General features: G+C 67.9%; 23 protein-coding genes. 17 read left to right on the top strand and 6 right to left on the bottom strand.

The features are described 5' to 3' along the window. Positions 1-27: 27 nt before the first annotated feature. The 3 genes from P0Y41_RS16310 to P0Y41_RS16300 all read left to right on the top strand — a co-directional run bounded on the left by P0Y41_RS16310 (position 28) and on the right by P0Y41_RS16300 (position 3,315). On the top strand, positions 28-837 hold the full coding sequence (locus P0Y41_RS16310) for an alpha/beta fold hydrolase (protein WP_284063489.1): 810 nt from the start codon (positions 28-30) through the stop codon (positions 835-837). After that, positions 830-2,497 carry an AMP-binding protein gene (locus tag P0Y41_RS16305; protein WP_284063488.1) on the top strand — a complete coding sequence of 556 codons (1,668 nt, stop codon included), beginning with the start codon at positions 830-832 and terminating at the stop codon, positions 2,495-2,497. Before P0Y41_RS16310 ends, P0Y41_RS16305 begins: the two co-directional genes overlap by 8 nt. 113 nt (positions 2,498-2,610) lie before the next feature. Next, entirely contained in the window at positions 2,611-3,315 is a 705-nt protein-coding gene (locus tag P0Y41_RS16300; RefSeq protein WP_284063487.1) for a helix-turn-helix domain-containing protein, read from the top strand. A gap of 75 nt (positions 3,316-3,390) precedes the next feature. On the opposite strand, the gene P0Y41_RS16295 is transcribed toward P0Y41_RS16300, so the two are convergent. Next, a complete protein-coding gene (locus P0Y41_RS16295; protein ID WP_284063486.1) occupies positions 3,391-4,029 on the bottom strand; it encodes a type 1 glutamine amidotransferase in 639 nt (212 codons plus the stop codon). Positions 4,030-4,069: 40 nt separating this feature from the next. Between P0Y41_RS16295 and P0Y41_RS16290 the strand changes: the two genes are divergently transcribed. The 11 genes from P0Y41_RS16290 (at position 4,070) to P0Y41_RS16240 (ending at position 17,028) form a co-directional block, all read left to right on the top strand. Beyond that, positions 4,070-5,692 (top strand): SufS family cysteine desulfurase, encoded by a 1,623-nt coding sequence (locus tag P0Y41_RS16290; protein WP_284063485.1) that lies wholly within the window; start codon positions 4,070-4,072, stop codon positions 5,690-5,692. Positions 5,693-5,779: 87 nt separating this feature from the next. Further along, on the top strand, positions 5,780-7,213 hold the full coding sequence (locus tag P0Y41_RS16285; RefSeq protein ID WP_284063484.1) for an ABC transporter substrate-binding protein: 1,434 nt from the start codon (positions 5,780-5,782) through the stop codon (positions 7,211-7,213). After that, a complete protein-coding gene (locus P0Y41_RS16280) occupies positions 7,214-8,062 on the top strand; it encodes an ABC transporter ATP-binding protein (protein WP_284063483.1) in 849 nt (282 codons plus the stop codon). It abuts the gene before it with no gap. Between the two features lie 98 nt (positions 8,063-8,160). Beyond that, a complete protein-coding gene (locus P0Y41_RS16275) occupies positions 8,161-8,844 on the top strand; it encodes an ABC transporter ATP-binding protein (protein WP_284063807.1) in 684 nt (227 codons plus the stop codon). Further along, positions 8,841-9,899, top strand: coding sequence for a branched-chain amino acid ABC transporter permease (locus tag P0Y41_RS16270; RefSeq protein ID WP_284063482.1), 1,059 nt, complete (start codon positions 8,841-8,843; stop codon positions 9,897-9,899). Before P0Y41_RS16275 ends, P0Y41_RS16270 begins: the two co-directional genes overlap by 4 nt. A gap of 235 nt (positions 9,900-10,134) precedes the next feature. Beyond that, positions 10,135-11,304, top strand: coding sequence for a branched-chain amino acid ABC transporter permease (locus tag P0Y41_RS16265; RefSeq protein WP_284063806.1), 1,170 nt, complete (start codon positions 10,135-10,137; stop codon positions 11,302-11,304). Then, complete coding sequence (locus tag P0Y41_RS16260; RefSeq protein WP_284063481.1) at positions 11,297-12,331, top strand: 3-oxoacyl-ACP synthase; 1,035 nt, start codon at positions 11,297-11,299, stop codon at positions 12,329-12,331. The genes P0Y41_RS16265 and P0Y41_RS16260 overlap by 8 nt, the downstream gene beginning before the upstream one ends. 119 nt (positions 12,332-12,450) lie before the next feature. Continuing rightward, positions 12,451-13,719 carry an acyl-CoA dehydrogenase family protein gene (locus P0Y41_RS16255; protein ID WP_284063480.1) on the top strand — a complete coding sequence of 423 codons (1,269 nt, stop codon included), beginning with the start codon at positions 12,451-12,453 and terminating at the stop codon, positions 13,717-13,719. Further along, a complete protein-coding gene (locus P0Y41_RS16250) occupies positions 13,719-15,014 on the top strand; it encodes an alkaline phosphatase family protein (protein ID WP_284063479.1) in 1,296 nt (431 codons plus the stop codon). The genes P0Y41_RS16255 and P0Y41_RS16250 overlap by 1 nt, the downstream gene beginning before the upstream one ends. After that, a complete protein-coding gene (locus P0Y41_RS16245; protein ID WP_284063478.1) occupies positions 14,996-16,441 on the top strand; it encodes a hypothetical protein in 1,446 nt (481 codons plus the stop codon). Before P0Y41_RS16250 ends, P0Y41_RS16245 begins: the two co-directional genes overlap by 19 nt. Next, positions 16,438-17,028 carry an adenylyltransferase/cytidyltransferase family protein gene (locus tag P0Y41_RS16240; protein ID WP_284063477.1) on the top strand — a complete coding sequence of 197 codons (591 nt, stop codon included), beginning with the start codon at positions 16,438-16,440 and terminating at the stop codon, positions 17,026-17,028. Before P0Y41_RS16245 ends, P0Y41_RS16240 begins: the two co-directional genes overlap by 4 nt. Positions 17,029-17,100: 72 nt before the next feature. Here the strand turns inward: P0Y41_RS16240 and P0Y41_RS16235 are convergent, their stop codons facing one another. From P0Y41_RS16235 to P0Y41_RS16220, 4 genes are all read right to left on the bottom strand, one after another. Further along, positions 17,101-17,763, bottom strand: a complete 663-nt coding sequence (locus P0Y41_RS16235) for a 2-oxo acid dehydrogenase subunit E2 (RefSeq protein WP_345783219.1) — start codon at positions 17,761-17,763, stop codon at positions 17,101-17,103. 150 nt (positions 17,764-17,913) lie between these two features. After that, entirely contained in the window at positions 17,914-18,300 is a 387-nt protein-coding gene (locus tag P0Y41_RS16230; RefSeq protein WP_321170868.1) for a lipoyl domain-containing protein, read from the bottom strand. Beyond that, a complete protein-coding gene (locus tag P0Y41_RS16225) occupies positions 18,297-19,322 on the bottom strand; it encodes an alpha-ketoacid dehydrogenase subunit beta (protein WP_284063475.1) in 1,026 nt (341 codons plus the stop codon). The genes P0Y41_RS16230 and P0Y41_RS16225 overlap by 4 nt, the downstream gene beginning before the upstream one ends. After that, complete coding sequence (locus tag P0Y41_RS16220) at positions 19,322-20,347, bottom strand: thiamine pyrophosphate-dependent dehydrogenase E1 component subunit alpha (protein ID WP_284063804.1); 1,026 nt, start codon at positions 20,345-20,347, stop codon at positions 19,322-19,324. Before P0Y41_RS16220 ends, P0Y41_RS16225 begins: the two co-directional genes overlap by 1 nt. Positions 20,348-20,654: 307 nt before the next feature. Here P0Y41_RS16220 and P0Y41_RS16215 point away from each other — a divergent pair, with 307 nt between their 5' ends. Both P0Y41_RS16215 and fer read left to right on the top strand, forming a co-directional pair. Continuing rightward, complete coding sequence (locus tag P0Y41_RS16215; RefSeq protein WP_284063474.1) at positions 20,655-21,893, top strand: sugar phosphate isomerase/epimerase family protein; 1,239 nt, start codon at positions 20,655-20,657, stop codon at positions 21,891-21,893. Positions 21,894-22,101: 208 nt separating this feature from the next. Continuing rightward, positions 22,102-22,848 carry a ferredoxin Fer gene (gene fer / locus P0Y41_RS16210; RefSeq protein WP_284063473.1) on the top strand — a complete coding sequence of 249 codons (747 nt, stop codon included), beginning with the start codon at positions 22,102-22,104 and terminating at the stop codon, positions 22,846-22,848. A 56-nt stretch (positions 22,849-22,904) separates the two neighbouring features. Here the strand turns inward: fer and P0Y41_RS16205 are convergent, their stop codons facing one another. Then, the gene (locus P0Y41_RS16205; protein ID WP_284063472.1) at positions 22,905-23,276 is read right to left on the bottom strand and encodes a winged helix-turn-helix domain-containing protein; all 372 of its coding nucleotides are present in this window, start codon (positions 23,274-23,276) and stop codon (positions 22,905-22,907) included. Positions 23,277-24,759: 1,483 nt separating this feature from the next. Between P0Y41_RS16205 and P0Y41_RS16200 the strand changes: the two genes are divergently transcribed. Next, complete coding sequence (locus tag P0Y41_RS16200; protein ID WP_284063471.1) at positions 24,760-25,080, top strand: hypothetical protein; 321 nt, start codon at positions 24,760-24,762, stop codon at positions 25,078-25,080. Positions 25,081-25,177: the final 97 nt, after the last annotated feature.

Below are 25,177 nucleotides of genomic sequence, written 5' to 3'. Positions count from 1 at the left end.
AAGGGGGGGCGCGGACAGTCTCACTTCGTGCAACGTGCGGACCACGACGGCGTCGAAATCGCCTACGAGGAGCGCGGCCGCGACCCGGCCGAGGCGGAGACGGTCGTCCTGTGTGAGGGGCTCGGCTACGGTCGCTGGATGTGGAACTGGCAGACAGACGCCCTCGCCGAGTCGTATCACCTGCTGGTGTGGGACAACCGGGGGACCGGCGACTCCGACGTTCCGGCGGGACCGTACACGATCGACCAACTCGCTGGCGATCTCGAGAGCGTGCTCGACGACGCCGGCGTCGACGCAGCCCACGTCGTCGGGGCGTCGATGGGCGGCATGGTCGCCCAGCGATACGCGATCGACTACGACAGGGCAGAGTCCCTCACGCTGCTTTGTACCTCGCCCGGGGGACCGGAGGCGGTGCCGACGCCGGAGTCGACGCTGGGGCGGATGTTCTCGGTGCCCGACGACGCGAACGAGCGCGAGGCGATCCGGTACAAGATGGCGCCCGCCGTCACCGACGGCTTCATCGAGGAGAACGGGGATCTCGTCGAACGGATCGTCGACTGGCGGCTCGCGTCGGACGCGCCACCGAGCGCGAGGGAGGCACAGGCAGCGGCTGTGCAAGCGTTCGACGCGAGCGACGAACTCGACGCGATCGACGTGTCGACGCTGGTCATGCACGGCACCGACGACCGCGTGCTTCCCGTTGAGAACGGCGAGCTGCTGGCCGCTGCGATCCCGGAGGCGGCCGCCGAGTTCGTCGAGGGCGGGTCGCATCTGTTCTTCATCGAAGACGCCGAACGGGTGAATGACCGCCTCCGCGAGTTCCTCGCCGATGTCTGAGGGAGAGGGCTCCGCCGACGTGGCGGCCGAAGACGAGCAGCCGACGCGCCCGCCCACAGACGGTCCAGACTGGATCGGCGACTGGGCCGGTCGGCGCGCATCGCTGTCCCCTGACCGCGTGGGGCTCGTCGACGCCTCGACCGGCCGGTCGTACACGTACGCCGACCTCGACGGCCGGGCGATCCGAACCGCTCGACTGCTCCGCGACGCCGGCCTCGGTGCGGGCGACCGGGTCGTGACGCTCTCGCGAAACCGACCCGCGCTCGTGGATCTGTTCTTCGCGACCGGGAAGATCGGAGCCGTGCTCGCGCCGCTGTCGCACCGATTGGCGCCTCCTGAGCTCGCGGAACTCGTCGGCGACACCGACCCGTCGGCAGTCGTCGTCGAGAGCGAGTTCGCCGACCTCGCCGGCGACGCGCTGAGGACGGCCGGCCTCGATGACGCGCCGGTATACACAGTCGGCGACGACGCGGACGACGTCGCGACCGCCGCCGCCGATCTCGGAGGCGAGTCGTTCGAGTCGGCGAGACCCGCCAACGCGGACGACAGCGGAGACCGGGAAGACGGAACCGTCGCCGAGGGATCGGTCGATCCGACCGAGTCGTCGGTGTCGCTGTCGGACCCACACCTGTTCCTCCACACGGGCGGGTCGACTGGAACGCCGAAGCAGACGGTGATCACCCACCGCGCGGTGTACTGGAACTCGATGACGACGATCGCAGCGTGGAACCTCCGGGGCGACGACGTGACGCCGATGCCGTTCCCGCTGTTTCACACCGGCGGGTGGAACGTGCTCACCGTCCCGTTGTTCCACACGGGGGGGACCGTCGTGATAGCCCGGGAGTTCGACCCCGGGCAGGTGCTCGACACCGTCGAGTCCCGGGAGGCGTCGGTCCTCGTCGCGGTGCCGGCGGTGCTGCGAATGATGAGCGAACACGACGACTGGGCCGACACCGACCTGTCGTCGCTGCGGTTCGCCAAGTCCGGCGGCGGACCGTGTCGCCGGTCGGTACTGGAGGCGTGGTGGGACCGCGGCGTCGACCTCTCGCAGGGGTACGGGCTCACAGAGTGCGGTCCGAACAACTTCGCGATGCCGGACGACTGGCCCCGCGAGAAGGCCGACGCCGTCGGCGTGCCGGCGCCCCACGTCTCCGCGCGGATCGTCGACGGCGACGGGAACCGGGTCGAGGACGGCGGGATCGGGGAGTTGGAGCTGTCGAGTCCGGCCGCCGCGGAGCGATACTGGAACGCCCCCGAGGAGTCCGCCGAGACGTTCGGGGGCGGGTGGGTGTCGACCGGCGATCTGGCGCGCGCCGACGCCGACGGCTACTACCACATCGAAGGGCGAAAGAAGAACATGTACGTCAGCGGCGGCGAGAACGTCTTCCCCGCCGAGGTCGAGGACGCCCTCACCGACCATCCAGGGATCCGAGAGGCGGTCGTCATCGGCGTCCCCGACGAGACGTGGGGGACCGTCGGAAAGGCGGTCCTCGTCGGCGACGAGTCGCTGACGCGATCGGATCTGGACGAGTTCCTCGACGACCGACTCGCGCGGTTCAAGCACCCGAAACACCTCGCATTCGTCGAGGACGTCCCGTACTCGGGCCCCTCGAAGATAGACCGCGAGGCGGTTCGCGAGCGGTTCGGCGGTGAACGGTGATCGGTGGACCGACTGCGGTAACCGCCCAGTTCGATTCGTCAGCGTCACCGACCCTGACAACATAAACAATTATGTAGATCTTCCCGAATGTCCTAGCGACCGGAGAGAGTACCATGATCGACGTCACCCTGGACATGGAGCAGTACGACTGTCCGTTCATCCACGCCACAGAGGAGCACGATCTGGCGTTCTCGGCGGTGCACTGGGAGTTCGACACCGCGACAGACTCGCTGGAGACCCGGATGGTCGTCGAGGGTGACGACCGCGAGACGCTCGGACGGGGGTTGACCGAACTGCGGGAACACGAGGGGCTCCGCGAGTACACCCTCCTCTCGAAAACCGGCGGCGTCGGTCACATTCGGACCGTCATCGACGAGACGGCCGCGATGTCGACCGTCCGCGACGGCGGCGGCTACATCACCGGGCCGTTCTACATCGCCGACGGATCGGAGCTGTGGCACGTGGGGTTCGACGACCGCGGCGAGGCGGACGGAACGCTCTCGCGGCTCGACCGCGACAACGAGTACCAGGTGCTCGAACGCGACGAGCCCGACCTCCCCGAACTGCAGGGCTTCATCCAGAACGCCGGCGCCGCGATGACGCTCATCGAGGGGTGTAAGGACCTCTCGGACGTGGAACGCCAAACGCTCGAGACCGCCGCCTCCGAGGGGTACTTCGAGAGTCCGCGCTCGGCGACCCTCGGAACGCTCGCCGAGGAGTTCGACGTGTCCAAGCCGGCCGTGTCGAAGAACCTCCGGCGCGGCCAACGGAAGATGCTCCAACGGGTGGTCGACGCGATGGGCGAACTGGAGGAGTAGCGGGCGGTCGTCGACATCCGGGGCGACGCTGGGGATCCGGTGACGTGGCGCGGCGAGTCAGTCTACGGGTCGGGCTCAATCGCTCCCGTGCGACTCCACGAGGTCCGCGAAGTTCCTGAGCGTTCGAGTAGCGGTGGACTCTTCGAAGGAGCGGTCGGTCTCCTCCCAGCCGTCGTACTCGTCGACGATCCGAGGCGTGAACTCGGGGTGATACTGCACGGACCACACGGGACTGTCGCGGTGTCGGGTAGCGAAGTACTCGTAGTAGTCCGCGCGCCCGATGAGCTCCATGCCCTCCCCCAGTTCCGTGACCACGTCGGAGTGGAGAACGGGGACGGTCGGTTCGACACCGTCGAACAGGGGGTCGTCGTCGTCGAATTCGGCGTCCCTGAGGTGGAGGCGAGCCGTCCCGCTGTCCACGACTGACCCGCCGAGCGCTGCGTTCAGGATCTGGTGGCCGAAGCAGATGCCGAGCGTCGGCACGCCCTCCTCAACGAGGCGGCGCGCGAACCGCTTTTGATCGGTGATCCACGGTTGGTCCGGTTCGTCGTACACGCCGACCTCGCTCCCGCCGATGACGACGCCGTCCACGTCCGCGAGGCTCGGGTCGCCGTCCTCGTTCGGATAGTTGTACACGTGAGCGTCGGGGAGGAAGTGCGCGATCTCGTCGGCCATGTAGCCGCCGTCGACCGCGTTATCGAGTACCAAGATCATGTGCGCGTCATTTATGAGGTCATGCTGTCTGGACGGAGATATGACCTTCGACGCGTCGAAGATACGCGACGATTTCCCCGTCCTCGAGCGTCGGGTGAACGGGCATCCTCTCACCTATCTCGACAACGCCGCCACCACGCACACGCCCAGACAGGTGTACGACGTGTTCGAGGAGTTCTACGCGGGCTACAACGCGAACATCCATCGCGGGATCCACGAGCTCAGTTACGAGGCCTCGGTGGCGTACGAGCAGGCTCACGACCGGGTCGCCGAGTTCCTCGGCGCCGACGGTCGCGAGGAGATCGTCTTTACAAAGAACACCACCGAGAGCATCAACCTCGTCGCGTACGGGCTCAGCCAGCGCCTCGACGCCGACGACGAGATCGTCGCCACCGAGATGGACCACCACGCTTCGCTGGTCACCTGGCAGCAGATCGCGAAGCGGACGGGCGCGACCGTCCGCCACATCCCCGTCACGGCCGACGGGCACCTCGACATGGACGCCGCCCGTGACCTCATCACCGACGACACCGCGGTCGTGTGTGCGCCCCACGTCTCGAACGTCCTCGGCACGATCAATCCCATCGAAGATCTCGTGGCGCTCGCGCACGACCACGACGCGTACGCGGTCGTCGACGGCGCACAGTCCGCGCCGACGCGTCCCGTCGACGTGGGGGCGATGGACGCGGACTTCTTCGCGTTCAGTGGCCACAAGTTCGCCGGCCCCACCGGTATCGGCGGGCTGTACGGGAAAAGAGCGATCTTGGAGGACTTCGACCCGTTCCTGTTCGGCGGGGAGATGATCCGGAACGTCACCCTCTCCGACTCGACGTGGAACGAACTCCCATGGAAGTTCGAGGCCGGCACCCCGCCCATCGCGGAGGGAATCGCACTCGGCGCCGCCGTCGACTACCTCGAAGACCTCGGCATGGAAGCCGTTCGCGCCCACGAGAACGACCTCGCCCAGTACCTCCTGCGGGAACTCGCCGACCGCGAGTTCGTCCGGACGTACGGCCCCGACGTCGGCGAGGAACGCGCCGGGCTCGTCTCGTTCAACGTCAAGGGCGTCCACGGGCACGACCTCTCCAGCCTCCTCAACGATCGCGGGATCGCCATCCGCGCCGGCGATCACTGCACCCAACCGCTGCACGATCGCCTCGATATCCCAGGATCCGCCCGCGCTTCGTTCTACGTCTACAACACTCGCGCGGAAATCGACCGCCTTCTCGACGTCGTGGACACCGCCCGCGACGATCTCGACGACTACCTCACGTCCGACCGCTACCACGATCTCATCAGCGAGCACCATTACGACCCGCAGAACCAAGGCGGCCTCACCGACCCGACGTTCGTGAAGTCCTCCGAGGAGACCACCTGCGGCGACGACGGCGAGTTCCACGTCACGATCACCGACGACCGCATCGAGGAGATCGCCTTCGAGAGCCAAAGCTGTGCGGTCAGCCGCGCCGTCGCCAGCCTCCTCTCGGAGCACCTCGAAGGGATGCCGGTCGCCGAGGTCGCGGAGCTCGACGGCTACGTCGCCAGCGAACTCGACGGCCAGTACCCCGACATCCGTCGCGAGTGCGTCGAAGGCCCCGAGGACGTGATCCGGGAGGCCGCCCGCGAGTACGTTGCAACGGAACAGCGTGCAGGACCCGTGTGACAGGCTCCCCGTAAACCCCGGCGACCCCGGGCTCGTTCACATATTAACCACGCAGTTCTTGCCGGATACCGCACAGTCCCGCAGTGTATGAGCGATCGTATCACACGACGGCGGACGCTGGCCGCGCTGGGTGCGACGGGCATCGCCGGATTGGCCGGCTGTGCCGGCGGCAACGGCGGCGACGAGACCGAGACCAGTGCTGATACTACTGCGGCAGACACGGAGGCAAGCGACGACATGGACGGGACAACGACGGGGAGTTCGGGCGGGGCGTCGGGAACGGTGAAGATCGGCGTGCTCCAGCCCATCTCGGGCGATCTTCAGTACTACGGTCAACAGGCGCTGTGGGGGTTCTCCTCCGGGCTCGGGTACAAGGCCGGCGCCGAGCCGTCGGTGACGGCTGAGACCGGAAGCCAGACCGTCACCGTCGGCGACGTCGACTACGAGCTGTACATCCGCGACACCCAGTTCTCTGCGGATACGTCCCAGACGCTCGCGACGAACCTCGTCACGGACGAGGAGGTCGACATGCTGTTCGGCTGCGCCTCGTCGGGCGCCGCTAGCCGCGTGAGCACGACCGTCGCCCAACAGGCCGGTGTTCCGTACATGGCGGGGCCGGCGGCGTCGGCGTCGATCACCGGCGATTCTGAAACCTGCAGCGACATGGTGTTTCGCGCGTCCGAGAACACGGCGATGGACGCCCGCTCGGGCGGAAAGTACGTCGCCCAAGAGTCGGACGTGTCGCGGGTGTACCTCTTCGGCGCCGACTACTCGTTCGGTCGCGCCGTCGTCAACAACTACGAGCAGGTGCTCACGAACGAGGGCGTCGAGATCGTCGGCAAGCGCTTCGTCCCGCAGGGGTACAGCGAGTGGGAGGGGCTGCTCGACAACGCCGTCGAAGCGGGCGCCGAGGGAATCGTCGGCGGGTTCACCGTCGCGACGCTTCCGTCGCTGTTCACGACGTACCTGCAGGGCGACTACGACTTCACGGTGTTCGGCGGATTCGCGACGGCCATCACGAACAACGTCATCGGCGGGCTACTCCAGAACCAGCTAGGGGAACCGCTCACCCAGGAGAAGCTCGACGGGCTCGGCGTCGGACCCTTCACCACCCGCTACCACTGGAATCAGTACGACAACGAGATCAACTCGACGTTCGTCGACGGCTACGTGAACGCGTACGGACGGGTTCCCGACCTGTTCACGTCCGGGACGTTCACTGCCGCCTCCGCGATCGTGCAGGGGGTGGAGGCGAGCGGATCGACCGACGGCGCGGACATTGCAGAGGCGCTGCGCGGCATGACCGTCGCCGACACGCCGAAGGGAACGGACGCGTACACCTTCCAAGAGTACAATAACCAGGCCCGTTCGCAAATGACTGTCGCGGACGTGGTCCCCACCGCCGACGAGTGGAGCGACGCCTGGGGGGCGGCCGTTCAGCCGAGCGATCCCGTCGCGCGTATCTCGGCCGACGAGACGACGATCCCGGCCGACAGCGACGACATGGGCTGCTCGCTGTAGATGCTCCGAACGAGCGGTCTCACGAAGCGGTTCGGCGGACTCACCGCCGTCGACGACGTGGACTTCGCGCTCGACAGCAACGAACTGTGCTCGCTCATCGGTCCCAACGGCGCCGGTAAGACGACGTTCTTCAACCTCCTCACGGGGGTCCTCACCCCAACAGCGGGTACCGTCGAACTCCGGGCGGAGGACAGCCCCGTCAACACCGCCGACGACGGGGCGGACGCGAGGAACGAATCCGACGAGGGCGACGCAGACAGCTGGCGCGACATCACCGGCGCCGCACCACACGAAATCGCGTCGCTCGGCGTCCACCGGTCGTATCAAGTGACGAACGTGTTTCCGAACTCGACCGTGCTGGAGAACGTCCGCGTCGCCGCGCAGGCCGCCGGCGGCGACGGAGCGAACTTCTGGCGCAACGCCCGACAGCTCGACCGGTACATCGAGGAGGCGTACGGGATTCTCGACCGCGTCGACTTGGCGGACCGCGCCGAGGAGCCGGCCAGTGCGCTCTCGCACGGGGCCAAGCGCCAACTAGAGGTCGGCGTCGCGCTCGCGGGCGACCCGGACGTGCTCCTCCTCGACGAGCCCAACGCCGGCGTCTCCTCCGAGAGCGTCGACCGCGTCGTCGACCTGATCGAGGACGTCGCGACCGACCACGCCGTGCTGCTCGTCGAGCACAACATGGACATCGTGATGGAGGTGTCCGACCGCGTCGTCGTGCTCAACCAAGGCGCGGTGATCGCGGACGACGAGCCCGCGGCCGTCAGGGACGACCCCGCAGTCCAACGGGCCTATCTGGGCGGTTACGAGCCCGGTAGCGCCGGGGACGGAGGTGAAGCGGCGTGAGTACAGGAGCGAACGCGGACGTGAGTACGGATGCAGACACAGACGCTCACGACGACACTGCGTCGCAGACGGCGGAGCGCGGTGACCCGCTCCTCTCGTTGTCGGGCGTCGAGACGTACTACGGCGACAGCCACGTGCTCGAGGGGGTCGACCTCGAGGTGTACGAGGGCGAGGTCGTCGCGCTGATGGGGCGCAACGGCGTCGGCAAGACGACGACGCTGCGCTCGGTGCTGCAACTGACGCCTCCCCGCGAGGGGTCGATCGAGTATCGCGGCGAGGAGCTCGTCGGCCGGGAGACCCACGAGGTCGCCGCCCGCGGACTCGGCTGGATCCCCGAGGACCGGCGGATGTTCGGACAGCTCACGGTCGAAGAAAACGTCCGTGTCGCGGTCCCCGATTCCGACGACGCCGACGCGGCGCTGGACCTGGCTTTCGAGACGTTCCCCGACCTCCGAGACCGAAAGGGCGCGAAGGCGGGTGACCTCTCCGGCGGCCAACAGCAGATGCTGGCCATCGCCCGCGGACTCGTCGGCGACAACGACCTGCTGCTGGTCGACGAGCCCAGCGAGGGGCTGGCGCCGCTCATCGTCGAAGCGGTCGCGGACGCGCTGACCGAGGCGGCCGCGGACACGACGATGCTGTTAGTCGAACAGAACCTCCCGCTCGCGCTCGACGTGGCGGATCGGTTCTACGTGCTGGATCACGGCACCGTCGTCGACGAGGGCGACACCGACGCCGTCAGCGCCGAGGGCGAGCGACTCCGGAGGTACCTCTCGGCATGAGCGCGATCGCACAGGCGACCGCGTCGCTGGCGCCGGTCGCGCCCGTCGGGGCGGCGCTCCCGCTGCAGTTCGCGGACGCGTTGATCGAGTTCCTCTCGCCGGCGACGCTCGCCGACGTGATCGTCCGCGGGATCGCTGAGGCGAGCCTCTACGTGATGATCGCCGCCGGGCTGACGCTCGTGTTCGGGCTGATGGGCGTGCTCAACTTCGCCCACGGCTCGCTGACGATGCTCGGCGCGTACCTCGGCGGGCTCGTGCTCGTCGCGACGGTCGCGCAGTCGACCGGCGGGGTCGGACGGCTGCTCGCGTTCGGGGTCGCCGTGGTCGTCGCCTTCGGCGCGCTGGCGGCGCTCGGCGGCGGGCTGGAGATCGGACTCGTTCGGCCGATATACGATCGACCGCCGCTGTATCAGATCCTGCTCACCTTCGGCGTGACGCTGGTACTCGACGAGCTCGCGCGCATCCTCGTGCTCTTCTACGGGCTACAGCCGACGACCGTGTGGCAGGACGTGCTCGGGACGAAGCCGGCGTTCCTCGCGAACTCTGTCGGGGTCGCCGGCGTCTCCGCGAGCGGATTGGAGCTGTTCCAGATCCTCTTCGGCGTGCTGACCGTCACCGGCGTGTACCTGTTTCTCACCCGGACGCGGTACGGGCTGTTCGTGCGCGCCGGCGGCGAGGACAGCGAGATGTTGTCGGCGCTGGGTGTCGACGTGAACCGCGTCTTCACCGTCGTGTTCGCGCTCGGAACGGGCATCGCCGGCGCCGCCGGCGTGTTGCTCGCGTGGGACCCTTCGTGGGGCGCATCGGTGCCGCTGGCGGCCGAGACGCTGCTCCCGGCGTTCGTCGTCGTGATCGTCGGCGGGCTCGGGACGTTCCGCGGCACCGTCGTCGCGGCGCTGATCGTCGGCCTCGTCGACTCGTCGATGACGTGGTGGTTCCAGAACTTCGTCGACTTCACCGGCCTGCCGGAGATGGTGGTGTTTCTCGTGCTCGTGCTCACGCTGATTGTGAAGCCGCAGGGACTGTACGGCGTCTCGGAGGTGGGGGGCCATTAGCGATCCCGATTCCGCCGACGATTCCGAGGGCCGTTCGACCGGCGATGCGACCGCGCCCGACGACACGAACGTGACCGACGGCGGCGAATCTGCCGAGGCCGTCACAGACGACGGCCCGACGGCGACCGACCACGTCGCAAGCGCCGTCGGCAGCGAGACCGCCTGGTACCGGCGGTACGCCGAGGAGCACCTCGTTCACCTGGTCGTCGTGTTGGCGTTCGCCGCGTACCCCGGCGTGTACACGCTGCTCGTGAACTCCGGGCTGTCCGCGGAGGTTACCGCGGTGCTGCCGCGGATCGAGACGCTCGTCGTCGTGTTGTTCTTCGCGCTGTTCGCGATGTCGTTCGACTTCATCAGCGGCTACACCGGCTACCTCTCCTTTGGCCACGCGGCGTTCTACGGCACCGGCGCCTACCTCGTCGCGCTCGCGGCCAACGGGAAGATCCCGCTGCTGGGGCCGGAGACGCCGTTCATGCTGCTGCTCGTCCTCGCGGGTGTCGCCGCCGCGGCGCTCGCGGTCGCGATCGGCAGCGTGTCGTTCCGGCTGTCGGGCGTCTACTTCGCGATGATCACCCTCGGATTCTCGCAGGTGCTGTACGTGTTCGTCCGCGACTGGGACTTCGTGAGTTCGGCGCCCCGGGACGGCGTCGCCGTCACCGGGACGCTGGAGGGATTCCGGATCGGCGTCCCGTGGGTCGACGGCCTTTCGGTCGCGATCGGACAGCTCACCGGCGACTCGGTCGAGGGGCTGTTCGGGTTCATCACCCTCTCGCCGACGGAGGTGTCGTTCTACGCGGTCGGCGCCGTCGTGCTCGTCTGTTATCTCGCGCTCCAGCGGCTCGTCCACTCGCCGTTCGGGCGGACGCTGATCGCGATCCGCGAGAACGAGGAGCGCGCCAGAGCGATCGGCTACAACACCTACGCGTACAAGCTCGGGGCGTTCGTCGCCTCGGGCTTCTTCGCCGGGATCGCCGGCGCGCTGTTCGTGGGGTTCCGGCGGTCGGTGACGCCCGAGAACGGCTTCTACTTCCTCGTCGCCGGCGACGCGCTGCTGGTGTCAATCATCGGCGGCTTCGGCACGCTCGCCGGCCCGTTGTACGGCGAACTGTTCGACGCGACCGTCCGCGAGTTCCTCTCGAAGGAGGGCGGCGGGGGCGGCCTGCTGCCGTACCTCCGCGCGAACGTCGGCGACGCGACGCTGGCGACCGAGATCTACAACGGACTCACCGTCGCCGAGGCCATCGACACGTTCCTGAACGGCCACGCCGCGCTGTACGTCGGCCTGCTGTTCGTGCTGTTCGTGTTGTACGTGCCGAACGGACTGCTCGGTACCGCCCGCGACCGCATGGGCGGCACGCTCGCGAAGGCCGTCCCGCGCCGGCTCCGGCGGTGGTTCGATGGCTGACAGCCGACCCGTCGGCCTCACCGGCCTCGGGACGTACGTGCCCGACGAGGTGTTGACCGGCGAGGAGATCGCCGGGATCAGCGGGATCCCCGACGAGGTCGTCGTCGAGAAGATGGGCATGCGCGAGAAGCGCGTCTGCCCCCCGGACGACGACCACGTCACGGACATGTGTCTCGCGGCGGGGCGGGAGGCGCTGTCGGACGCCGGCCTCGACGCCGGCGACCTCGATCTGATCTTGTACCACGGCAGCGAGTACAAGGACCACGTCGTCTGGTCTGCCGCCGCCGACGTGGCAGAACGCCTCGGCGCGGACGACGCCTACGCACACGAGTCGTACGCGCTGTGTGCGGGCGCGCCTATCGCGATTCGCCACACCGCGGCTCAGCTCCGCGTCGGCGACGTGGATTGCGCGCTGCTCGTCACGGCGAGTCGCGAGGAGGACCTCGTCGACTACGCCGACGAGGACGCGAGCTTCATGTTCAACTTCGGCTCGGGCGCCGCCGCAACAGTGCTGGAGGCCGACCCCGTCGACGACCGCACCCGCGCCGTCGTCCGCGAGTCGGCGGCGACGACCGACGGCAGCTTCTCCCGCGACGTGGTGATGCCCGCGGGCGGGTCGGCGAGGCCGCCGAGCCGCGAGACGGTCGACGGGGGCGAACACACGCTGACGGTTCCCGATCCGGACGACATGAAGGAACGACTGGCGGACGTGTCGGCGCCGTCGTTCCTGTCGGTCGCCGACGACGCGCTCGCCGACTCCGGGTACGATCGCGACGACATCGACTTCCTGGCGCTGACTCACATGAAGCGGTCGTTCCACGAGTATCTCTGCGCCGAGCTCAGCGTCGACGAGCGGGAGGCCTACTACCTCGACGACTACGGTCACGTCCAGAGCGCCGACCAAGCGCTCGCGCTTCGCGAGGGGCTCGACCGCGACCGCGTCGCCGACGGCGACGTGGTGCTGTTCCTCGCGGCCGGCACCGGCTACACCTGGGCGGCGACCGTGCTGGAGTGGTCCGAGCGCTGATCCGCTTCGTCGCCGGCGCGGGATGAGGCCGCCCCCGGGTCGCGGCCATGGAACCCGAGACCCGGCGAACGAGTCCGGGCGAGCCAACACTTATTCGTCGGTCTGTGAATCGATAGCGTATGACGACGTTCCCCGAGGACGACGCGCTCGCCGGCGAGTTTGCGGTTCCGGACGACGTACGACCGGTCGTCGACCGAGTGATCGAGTTCATCGAGGAGGAGGTGCTGCCGTACGAGGAGGAACACGCCGACCACATCGGCGGGCCGCTGGACTACCTCGACGACGACGGCCTGATGAAGCCCGAGACGCGGGCGATGCAAGCGGAGATCCGCAAACGGAGCGCCGACGAGGGGCTGTACGCGCTCCATCTCCCTGAGGAAGTTGGCGGCGGCGGCCTCTCGAACCGCGAGCACTTCTACGTGCAGGAGGCGGTGTTCCGCTACGGGACGGGCCACGGGTCGAGTGTCGCGCGGGCGATGATGGCGTGGACCGAGGGGCCATCGCCCGCGCTGTTGCACCTCGACGACGACCAGCGCGAGGAGTGGCTCAGGCCGCTCGTCGAGGGCCGGAAGACGGCCTGCATCGGCATCACCGAGCCGGGTGCCGGCTCTGACGTGACGGCCATCTCGACGACCGCCGAGCGCGACGGCGACGGCTGGGTGCTCAACGGCGACAAGCGCTACATCACCAACGGTCCGTTCGCCGACACGGCGCAGATCCTCGCGAAGGTCGCGGGAGCTGACGGCTCGGCTCACGAGACGATGGGGATGTTCCTCGTCGACACCGACAACCCCGGGTACGAGGTGGGCGAACCGAACCTGAACATCATGATGGACGGCATCACCTCCGACGTCCACCTGCGCGATTGCCGGGTCGACGGCGACCAGTTGGTCGGGGACGTGGGCGACGGCCTCCCGCTGGCGCTGTCATGGGTGAACTGGCGACGCGCCGGCCGGGCCGGGATGTGCGCCGGGATGGGCCGGTACCTCCTCGACAGGATGCTCACCTACGCGAAAGATCGCGAGACGTTCGGCGAGCCCATCGGGAGCAATCAGGCCGTGCAGTGGCCCATCGTCGAGACGGCCACGGAGATCCACGCTCTCCGCGAGTTCGGGACGGCACTGCTGGGCGCCTACGACGCGGAGGCGAACCTCCACGACCTCCAGCAGTCGGCGACCGCCCGTCGGAAGCTCTCGATGCTGAAGTATTACCCCGAGGACCGCCTGTTCGACTGGGCCGACCGCGCGATACAGGTGCTGGGCGGCTACGGCCTCATGCGCGCCGGCGGCGTCGAGCGCGTCTTCCGGGTGGCCCGCAACCTCCGGATCCCCGCAGGGACGACGGAGGTACAGAAACGAACCATCGCGAAGACGCTCGGGCTGGAGTGATGCGCGGGAGAGACCGATCGATCCTCCTGTTGCTGCTCGACGGCGCGGCGGACCGACCCGCGTCGGAACTGGACGGGAGCACACCGCTTGAGGCGGCCGAGACCCCGAACCTGGACCGGCTCGCGGCGGCGGGGATCAACGGCACGATGCACGTCGCCGACCCGGGCGTGCCGCTATCGAGTGATCTCGCGCACACCCGGCTGTTCGGCTACGACCCAGCCGAGGTTCCGGGCCGCGGCGTGCTGGAGGCGCGCGGCTTCGGCCGGGAACCGCCGGCCGGGAGCGTCGTCTGCTCGGCGTCGTTTGCGTCGCTCGACGCCGCCACCGGGAGCCGCGTCGCGGACCGTCACCTCGCGGTCGACGCCGAGGAGTTTCCCGCGCTCGCCGAGCGGTCCGGCGTCGCCTCGGTCGACGTTCCCGTCGTCGAGGGATGTACGGTCGAGTTCGAATACACGTGGAAGAACCGGGGACTGGTGACGATTACTGCGGACACGGTGGTGTCCCCGGCGGTCACCGACGTGGACCCCTTCGAGGCGGGGCTACCGGTGGTCGCGAGCGAGCCCACGCGCGAGGCGGCCGATCCGGCGGCCGCACGGCGGACGGCCGACGCGCTGCAGGCGTACACGCGTTCGACGCGGTCGGCGCTGGCGAACGTACCAGGGCCGGCCGACGCGGTGCTCTCGAAGTGGGCAGCGACGCCGACGCGCGTCGAGTCGTTCCGTGCGCGCCACGGGCTCGACGCGGCGAGCGTGACGCCCAAACCGGTGTTGACCGGGCTCGCGCGCACACTCGGGATGACCCACGTCGAGCCGCCCGAGGGGTACGACGCGCGAGCGGATCGAGCGCTCGACGCGCTCGCGGACCACCAGTTCGTCCACGTCCACTACCCAGAGCCGGACGAGGTGTCCCACGCCGCCGGCCCGACAGAGAAGCGCGACGAGCTGTCGGCGATCGACGCGTCGCTGTCACCGGTTGTCGAGCGCGTCAGAGACGATCCCGACCTGGTCACGGTCGTCACCGCCGATCACACCACCCCGAGCACCGAGGACGTGGTTCACTCGGGCGAACCGGTCCCGGTGACGATGGTCGCCGACCCCGTCCGGGTCGACGACGTGGAGGCGGTGGGCGAGCGGCCGGCAGCCCGAGGCGGATTTCGGGACGTTCGTGGTCGAGAGTTGTTGAAAGCCGCCCGTGCGGCCGCCGACCGCGTCATGCTCGACGGCCTCCGGCGGACGCCGGCGGTCCGCGACTATCCGACAGGGGAGGTGAGACCGCTGTGGCCCCAGGGGGAGTGATCCGCGGGCGCCTCGTCGCGGACGGTGGCGTCGAAGACGACCGATCGGCCGAGTCAGTCGTCGCCGGCCCGGGCGCCGCCGCCGACGCTCGACGGTGCGGCTGTGCCGGGAAGACGCCGCTCGACAGGGTCGTGCTGCCGGCCCGCGAACGCGTCGCGAGCGCGCTCGAGGGGACGAGCGTCCGTCTCGGCCCCGACTCCGACGCCGCGGTGCTCGACAGCGGAGTCGCCCCGGCCGAGGTCGAGCGCGCGGTCGAGGGAGTCGCGCTCGGCGACGAGCGCCCCGCGGTTCCGTTCGACGGCGACGCGGACGGCCGACAGGTCGTGACGCTCGCGTGCGCGTTCGTGGGCGACGACTTCGCGGACCCGGACCGGCTCGGCGACGCACTCGCGACCGCCTACGCCGGGCTCGACGGCCCGGAGGTGACGATCGGAAAGGGTCACGCCGTGCAGATTCCCGACATCGACGGCGGGTTCCTCTGGCTGGAACACCTCCGCGCGACCGAACCGACGGGGTCCACAGACGAGACGCACAGCACGGATGCCGGCGCGCGCGGCGTCGCAGCTAACCTCGACGCCGTCCACGCGTTCCCAGACCTCCCGCCGCCCGAGCAGGCGCGGATCGCCGCGTTGAACGCCTGTAACGACGTGTACGCGTCCGGAGCGACTGCAGACCGCATCATCCGCCCGGTCGTCGCCGCGCCCGCGGACGCTCGTCCGTCGCCGGGGCGGGTGACCGACTGGTTCCGCGCGGGGCTTCCGGCCGACGCGACGGTACTGTCGGGGTCAGTCCTCACGCACGAGGGCGAGAGCTGGGTCCTCGGCGCGAGCGTCGTCGCTGGCGGGCGGACCTCCAGGGACGAACCGTCGCTCCCGACGGACTGTGACGTGCTCGTGACGCGACCGCTGGGTGGATTAGCCGCGTTCGCCCTCGGGACGCTGAGCGGCGACAGCGGCCTTCGCGCGCTCGGTCGCGACAGGCTCGGTCGCGACGCTCTCCCAGTCGCAGCGGCGCTTGCGGCGTGCCGGCCGGACCCCAAGGAACCGTTCGACCCCGCGCGCCACGTCGCCCGAGTCACCGACGTGTCGGGCGAGGGAATCGCCGGCGTCGGACGCCTCGCCGCTCGGGACGGGCGATCGCTCCGGCTCGATAGACTCCCACTTCACGATGCCGTCGCGTCGACAACCGCCGACAGGTGGGCGATTCCGGACGCGACCGTCGAGACGAACGGCCCGTTCGCGGTGATCGCGACCCCGAGCGCGCTGGCGCGCGTCACGGAACGCCTCCGCGACGTCGCGGGTGCGAACCCGGTTCGCATCGGGACGCTCGACCGGGCCGACGAACCGATTCTCGATGCAACGGGCGCAGACCTCTCTCGGTTCGTCGAGGCGGCCGCGCGGTGGCCGCGGGCCGGTGATGCTCGGTGACCGGGGAGAGAGACGATGCCGACCCGCTTATCGGCCACGTCCACGGCCGTTTTCAGCCGTTTCACGACGGCCACCTCGCGTACTGCGAGTGGGCCGCCGGCGAGTGCGACGAGCTGATCGTCGGGATCACGAACGCCGATCCCTCCCACGTCGCCGCCGAAGCCGCGGACCCCGACCGCGACGACCCGCGGAACAACCCCTTCCGCTACCACGAGCGACACCGGATGGTCACGGCGGCGCTGTCGTCGGCGGATCTCGGTGTTCCCGTGCGCGTGCTCCCGTTCCCCATCAATCGGCCGTCGCTGTGGGTGCAGTACGCGCCTGCGAACGCGGTGCACCTCCTGCGGGTGCTGGAGGAGTGGCACGAGGTGAAAGCGGCCCGACTCCGCGACCACGGGCGCGCGGTGCACACGATCGAGGCGGAGCGGACAGTGAGCGGGACCGCGATCCGCGAAGCGATGGCCGCAGACCACGAACGGGGTGACGGAGCAGACAGTGGGTGGCGGGGGGCCGTTCCGGATCCCGTCGCCGCCGTGGTCGACGATATCGACGGCGTCGCCCGCGTCCGATCGCTGTACAGCGATTGAACGGCGGTGGAGACGAAGGCGGCGGCGGAACGGTGATCAGTACCCCGGAGACACCCCCGCTGCCACCGACCCTCACACCTCGAACAGATCCTCGGGCGCTTGGATCAGGCCCGCGAGCGTCCGGAGAAACCGACCGGCGTCCGCGCCGTCGACGACGCGGTGATCGAAGCTGAGGTCCAGCGGAAGGTGGCGTCGAAACGCGACGTCGTCGCTCCCCTCCTCGGCACGGACCGCCCGCTCGCGAACGCTGTTCACGCCCAAGATTGCGACCTCTGGCGGGTTGATCACCGGGGTGAACGAGTCGACGCCGAGCGGACCGAGGTTCGAGACGGTGAACGTTCCGCCCCGGAGGTCAGCGGTGTCGTAGTCGCCGGCGAGCACGCGGTCGACGAGGGACGTCCGCCGACGGTGGACCTCGGCGATCGACAGCGATCCGACGTCGGCGAGGACCGGCGCGACGAGTCCCGCCTCGATGTCGACGCCGTAGCCGAGGTTGTGCTCCTCGTACACGCGGTGAGTGCCGTCCTCGAACGTGGCGTTGAACGACGGATGGCGAGCGAGCGTCTCCGAGACCGCCAGCAGGATCGCATCAGACAGCGAGAGGTCGAGGCCGTGACGGTCGCTCGCTTCGTCCACCGCCGCGAATAGCTCCTCGGCGTCGACAACCCGCGTCGCCGTGACGTGAACGGCCTCGCTGTAGCTCTCGTGGAGCCGGCGGGCGATCGTCCGACGCATCGGGCCCGGCGTTTCCTCTTTTGTGACCGTGCGGACAGCCGGTTCACGTCGACGCTCACCATCGGTGTCGCTCCGGCTGCCGCCGTCGGTTCGACAGACGGACTGCGGCCGAGCGTCGGGCGGCGAGAGGGGATCGGGCGTCACCCTCGATCACCCCTCTGTCTCGACGTACGCGAGCACGTCGCCGCGGTCGAACTCGCCGTCCTCGTCGACGGCGATTTCCGCGAGCGTGCCCGTCGCTGGCGCCGGCACGTCCACGTCGACTTTCTCGACCTGGAATTCGGCGATCCGGTTCCCCTCGGTGACGCGGCTGCCCTCGGCGACGAACCAGTTGAGCAACAGCCCGACATCGTCGTCGGTGTCACCCGGCCACAGCGCCCCGCTGTCGACGGGAACGCGGTCGGCACCCCCGTCCGTCTCGATGGTGTCGGTCCCGCCGTCTGTTCCATTACTGCCGCCGCCGGCTCTCTCGATGCTGTCGTCCCCGCCTCCCTCGGTTTCACCACCGCTATCGGAGGCGGGATCGCTCCCGCTCATTTGCCGACCGACCGCACCGCTTCAGCCACATCCTCGGCGCCAGGGATCACTGCGTCCTCCATCGGCCGCGAGTACGGGATCGGTACGTCTGGGACGGCGACGCGTTCGACCGCCTCGAGCGCGTCGAGGTCCGCCTCTGCCACGCTGGAGATGATCTCGCCGGTGAGACCGTAGGACTGGTAGTCCTCGTCGACGACGACGAGCCGACCGGTCTTTCGGACCGACTCCAGTACCGTCTCGCGGTCGAGTGGCTTCAGCGTCCGGAGGTCGATCACTTCCGCGTCGACTCCCTCGTCGGCGAGCGTCTCGGCGGCATCGAGCGCCCGGTGGACGTGCAGACCGAGCGTGACGACCGTCACGTCGTCGCCCTGGCGCTTCACGTCCGCCTTGCCGAACGGGATCGTGTAGTCCTCCTCCGGAACCGGCGTCTTCGGCCCGTCGGGGGCGGGCATCCAGCCGATGCCCATCAGCCGCTTGTGGAACATGTAGACGACCGGATCGTCGTCGCGGATGGCGTTGTGCATCAGCCCCTTGGCGTCGTACGCCGTCGACGGGACGACCACCTTCATGCCCGGGAGGTGCGCGAACGTTCCGTACAGCGTCTGGGAGTGCTGGGCGGCGTCGTTGTACGTGCCGCCGACCGCGGTGGTGAGCACCATCGGGACGCTGAACGACCCCCCGCTCATGTAGGTGTTCTTCGCCATCTGGTTGTAAATTTGGTCCATCGCGACGCCGAAGAAGTCGACGAACATCAGCTCCGCGATCGGCCGCATCCCCGCCTGTGCGGCCCCAACGGCCGCACCCAGGTACGCCGTTTCGCTGATCGGCACGTCCATCACGCGGTCGCGGCCGAACTCGTCGAGCAGCCCCGTCGTGGAGTCGAAGATGCCGCCGTAATCGGCGACGTCCTCGCCCATGTAGAACACCTCCTCGTCGGCGCGCATCTCGTGAGCGACCGCCTCGACCATCGCGTCGCTCATCGTGGCCGTTCGGCCGACCGCCTCCTGCGTGGGGGTGCTCATCAGTCGTCACCTCCTGCGGCCGCACCCGATCCCGGGAACTCCGGCTCCTCGTCGGTCACGCCGGACGGCGGGTTCGTGAACACGTGGTCGTGGGCCGCCTCCGGCTCGGGCAGCGGCTGCTGTTTCGCCCACGTGACCGCCTCGTCGACGCGCTCAGCCGCCCGGTCGCGGATCTCCTCCAGCTCCGCCTCGTCGATGCCGAACTCCCGCATGTCGGCCGCGAGCCGCTCGATCGAGTCGCGGTCGGCCGCACGCTGTTGGTCCTCCTCAGGGCGGTACGTCTCCGGGTCGCCCATGAAGTGACCCATGCGCCGGTGGACCTGCACCTCCAACACGGTCGGCCCGTTGCCGTCGCGGGCGCGGGCGACCGCCTCGCCGCCGGCCTCGTAGATCGCGCGGGCGTCATCGCTGTCGACGCGAACGCCGCGCATGTCGAACCCGTCGGCGCGCTTCGAGCCGTCGTCCGGGCGCGTCACGCGGTCCTTTGGCATGCTGATCGCCCAATCGTTGTCCTCGACGACGAACACGACCGGGAGGTCGTGGACGCTCGCCATGTTGAGCGATTCCAGGAACCCACCCTGATCGATGGCGCCCTCGCCGAGATACGCGACGGCGACGCTATCGGTGTTGCGCTTCTTCGCGGCCATCGCCGCGCCCAGCGCCGGCGGACAGCCCTCGGCGATGATTCCACTACACGCGAAGTTCACGTCCGGATCGAACAGGTGCATGTGCCCGCCTTTCCCGTGGCACAGCCCCGTTTCTCGACCGAATATCTCCGCCGTCATTCGCTTCAGGTCGACCCCCTTCGCGATGGCGACGTGGTGGGGGCGGTGAGGCGCGGTCACGGTGTCGTCGTCGCGGAGATGATAACACACGCCTACTGCAGCCGCCTCCTGGCCTGCCGCGAGGTGGAGTTCGCCGGGGATGTCGCCCGCGCTGATGTCGAATCCCGGTCGTTTCCCCTCCATGTACTCGTCCTGGAGCCGCTCCTCGTACAGGCGCGCCGTCACCATGTCCTCGTACATCCGTCGCAGTTGGTCTGGGCTTGCTGATGTCATGCTCCGCGTCAACTATCCACGTGTCACCATATCAAATTGATCCCATATTGTCATTTATGGCCGGACGCGAGCCAGATATTGTCAGCCCCGAGTGAACTGCATTCGCTGGGAGCTCGGTCTTCCGACGGACAACAAGCCGTAGCTGGCCGGAATCGATCCGAGTAGTGAACGAACTAAACGGCCAACTACCCTTTTGCGCGTTCACCGCGGTGGATGATATGTCACACGGCCGTCGTGTGATGCGATGCGATCGAGGTCACGGAGTGACAACACCATGCCACCAAAACGACGAGACGTACTCAAGGCGACGGGGGGAACAGTCGCGCTCGGCGCGGGCGCCGCAGGAGTGAACGGCGCGCTGGAGGAGGACACCGACCGGGCGCAGGAGGTACTACAGCAACAGCAGCAACAGACGGACGTCGACGTGCTCGCCTCCTACTGGGCGCACGCGGGCGACGTGAAACCGTTCACGGGACGCCAGTGGAGTCCCTGGGACCTGGAGGACCGCGTGGAGATGCTGGCGGCGGTCGGATTCACCGGCATCGGCCTGTTTCACGACGATATCAAGCATATGGTCGAGGAGGAGGGCCGAACCCTCGAGGGGATCGGCGAGACGATCCGCGCGGCCGGGATCGACACCATCGAGTTGGAGTTTCTCGTGAACTGGCTCCTCCCGGAATACGACCCGCGACGCGAGGACGAACAGGAGACCAGACAGCTCCTTCTCGATGCCGCTGATGCGATGGACGCGCGCCACATCAAGATCGGGAACATCAACGGGTACCCGGTGGGGACGGATGCGCTGGCCAACCGGTTCGCGGAGATCTGCGACGAGGCGGCCGCGGTCGACACGCAAGTCGGGATGGAGATCCTCCCGCCGGATCCGAACGCGGAGACGATCGACGAGGTGCTCGAGTGGGTGTCCCCGCCCGAGAACGGGGGCCTGTTCCTCGACACCTGGCACGTCAACACTATCGAGACGATCTCGTATGACGACATCGCCTCGCTGCAGCCGGAGGACATCACAGCCGTTGAGATCGACGACGGGTTTACCGACACCGGGCGCGGCGGCTTCGTCGAGAACACGGTGAACATGCGACGCGTCCCGGGCTACGGCGACTTCGACGTGCAGGGGTTCGTCGACGCCTGCCGTGAAGCCGGCTACTCGGGCCCGTGGGGCAACGAGATCCTCTCGGAGGAGTACCGGCGCCGCGGGATGGAGAGCGCCTACACGCACACCTACGAAGGGGCGCAGTCGGTGTTGGTCGACGAAGCGGACGGAGGCGATGGCGGTGACGGGGAACCCGGCGATGACGATGGAGACGACGGCGACGGGACAGCGACCCCTGACGGGACACCCGAGGGAGCGCCCACTGGATCTCCAAACGGAACTGCCACTGGTACACCCAACGGAACGGCTACAGGAGCGCCCAACGGAACGGAAACGGGCACAGGGACGCCGACTGGAACGCCAAACGACACGGGGACACCGACAGGAACGCCAGACACCTAACCGACGTCGAGCAAGAATCGTCCCCGAGACGCCGTCCCAGGACGGGAGGAACTAGCGGAACCCTCTGACATTTCATCCGTTCCGCTCCTACTCCCGTCATCTGTAGCCGTTTGACTGACATACCTCCGTCGCGGTAGTGTATCAGCCACGCGACACCACCAGTCGCCGCGACGAAAGCGAAATAACCCGCTCGCCCCTACAACCCGCTGTGGATTCTCCGTACGACGTACTGGGGCTCGATGCCGACGCCGACGATACGGAGATCGAGCAGGCCTATCGGCGACGAGTAAAGGAGTCCCACCCGGACCGCGGTGGGTCCGCCGCGGAGTTTCAGCGCGTCCGCAAGGCGTACGAGGCCGTGCTATCGGGGACGGCCGCACCGCCCGCCGACGCCACAGCCGAGGACGACGCGACAGCCACTGCTGGGGGGAACACGGCGTCCTCACCCACGGCCGCCGACTCGGCTGCGAACACTGATGACCGGGACAGCCAGGAACACAGCGCCGACTCCGCGGGCGACCGGCCGCCGACACCCACTCGCGTCGAGTACCTCAACTACGATGTCGTGGCCGACCACCAGTGGGAGTTCGACGATCCGGCGCTCTTCGAGCGGGCGTCAGATGCTGATCTCGATCCGGACGACTACGGGATGTTTCTCGCGGAGCCGGGAGAAACGCTGCTCGAAGCGGCCGAAGAGCGCGGGTTCGCGTGGCCGTTCGCCTGCCGAGGTGGCGCGTGCGCGAACTGCGCCGTCGCGGTCGTGGAAGGCGAGCTCGACAGCACCGTCGACAACGTCCTCACAGACGACTTAGTCGACCGCGGCTTCCGCCTCTCGTGCATCGGTCGTCCCGTGAGCGAAACGCTCCAAGTGGTCTACAACGTGAAGCACCTCCCGGGCCTCGACGATCTCCGGCTCCCGGCCGACCGATTCGAGCGCGCTCGGGCCGACGACTGACCGGATACAGCCGGTTCGCGTGTCACACCAACAGACTCCGTCACCGATTCACGACCTCACAACGTCAGCTTGAGCACCGGCGTGTCGACGCCGTGCATCGTCGGGTCCGCCCCGAAGCTGACGATTAACGTCTCGACCGGCCGTGAGTACTCGCTTGCGTGGTGCCCCCCCTCGCTGACGCGGGTCGTCTCCTCAACCAGCGGAGTGTCGACCAACTCGTTCACGCACCGGTACACCGTCGAGAGCGGGATGTCTCCGGCCGCCTGCAGTTCCTTCGCAGTCAACGGGCCGTCCTCCAGCGCTTGAACGACCGTGCGACACGCCTCGCTGTCGAGGGCGTCGAACAGTCGCGCTGTCTCCGCAGGGGACGCGTGAACCACCGGTGTCTCGATTCCTGCCGCCGGATCTGACGTGGTCGAACGGGTCACGGCGAACCCCGCTGGAGCGCGAACTCGGAGCCGGTGCGTCGGGCCAGTGTCGGTCGACGGTGAGTCGTGACCTGGGTGACACGCCACATACAACCGAATCAACCAAGCGCCCCGTTAGTTATTCACCCGTACAACCGTGGTATTGTGACGTTTCGGGAGTGTTGGGGCCAGAACCGATAGCGATCGGCGTTCCATACCCGGGGGCTGACACTGTCAGCCCCCGGGTATTGTGCTCGTCGATCGAAAACGACCGATCCGATGGCGAGATCTCGAGGACTAACTGAACACTAGCTGTCACGAGTGCGCGGTCACCTGCGGTGGAGCGTGCGTTCAGTTGTAACCGGCCCAACCCCTGACGTGGTGAAAAACGATGAGAGACCGTCTCAGACGGCTCCGCCGCCGATTCGGTCGTGACACGCGATGCGGAGTCGGCGGTATCGTCCCTGTTCAGGTCGTCACCGTTCCGATGGAGATCCCCCGTCCTCGTCTCCGTCCTCCTCCGGCTCCGGCTCGAGAAAGTGCGGCCCCCGCCGGTGGCGCGGCGTCGAGGCGAACTTACGAATCCGTTCCTGCTCTTCGTCTGTGATCCAGTTCGGCACGACGCGTAGTAGCACCATCGTTCATATAGTAATAGTCTGAATATCCGAGAAGTATAGAGGCGTTAAACAGATTGCAGAGCGCCGAAAGCGCCGTTTTATGGGTTTTCCACCACCGCAGGAACAATTCTCACTTCGTAGCGATATCGTTCGAGATCGTCAGGAAGTAACTCATCGTTTCACCTCCTAAGACAATCCTTATTTATCGAGACAGAGCGGCGAGAACGCCCGACACCGCCCGCTCAGCTCTGCTCGTCGGTCGGCTCCGGGCGGGTGCGTCGTTTTGCGATGGCAACCATCGCCAGGGTGATCGATACCAGGACGGTAAACGCGAGGAGTTTCTTTCGCATTGCAGTGGGTTCCACGGCGGCGAGCCATATGGTTATATTCCGAGTATCGATTTTGGAAGGATAGTTCCCGTTGTACCGCGGTGATCAGTTCGTTCGCGTCGACCGTTCCTGACGCGTGAGCGCTGGAGATCAGTCACTCCATGTGGACACTGTCATCGTAATCGGTCGGCTCACACCCGGGAGCGGCCACCGCTCGTGTCGGTCGCTGGTCGGCTGCGTCCGCGATACGATCAGACCAGTGCCGCGGGGACACGTATGCTGAGCCGTCGCTCAAATCGCCCAACAAACGTGGAGGGTCACTCCGATCGGAACTGGCACTCACAGGCGACCTCTCTCGGAACGGAGTCGGCGCGACAGCCTGAGCGAGAGGAGGAGGATCCGTCCGCATAACGAACTGACACGGACGCACAGTGTCGCTAAATGGGTCAAGTCGACGAGGCCAGCCCGGTCACGTCCGGATCTGATGACGCGGAAGCGCGTCCCGAGATCGGCCAGAGAATCACTACGATCGCGCTTGTTGGCGCACTCGGGCTCGCCGTGACGAAGGGCGTCGACCTGACGACGACGGTGATCGGACTGAGGCTGTCACCGGTCGTCAGCGAACGGAACCCCCTCGCGGCCGCTATGATCGCGCAGTACGGCGTCGTACCCGGCTTGGTCGTCGGGAGCGTGCTCACGGTAGCGGCTATGATCGTGCTCATCGAGGGTGGGTTCCGAATAGGTTCGCCGAGCGTCCAGGAGCTCGGCGGATCGGCCGCGACGACCGGGCGGGGACTCTGCTACGCCGTCGGCTGCAGCTGTAACCTCGTGATCGCCTCGTACAACGCCGCTGTCGTCGTGCGTGTAGCGTTCAGCTAGGGATATCGGGCCCCCAGTACCGTTGCGTGACATGATAGACTAACAAAGTCACCCCAGTTCGTTTGCACATCCGGGGGAGACACAGCACGGCCCCCAT

Source organism: Halobaculum halobium, from assembly GCF_030127145.1.
Taxonomy (GTDB): Archaea; Halobacteriota; Halobacteria; order Halobacteriales; family Haloferacaceae; genus Halobaculum; species Halobaculum halobium.
The sequence above is the reverse complement of the archived record's forward strand: the minus strand, read 5'-3'. Positions and strand labels throughout refer to the sequence as shown.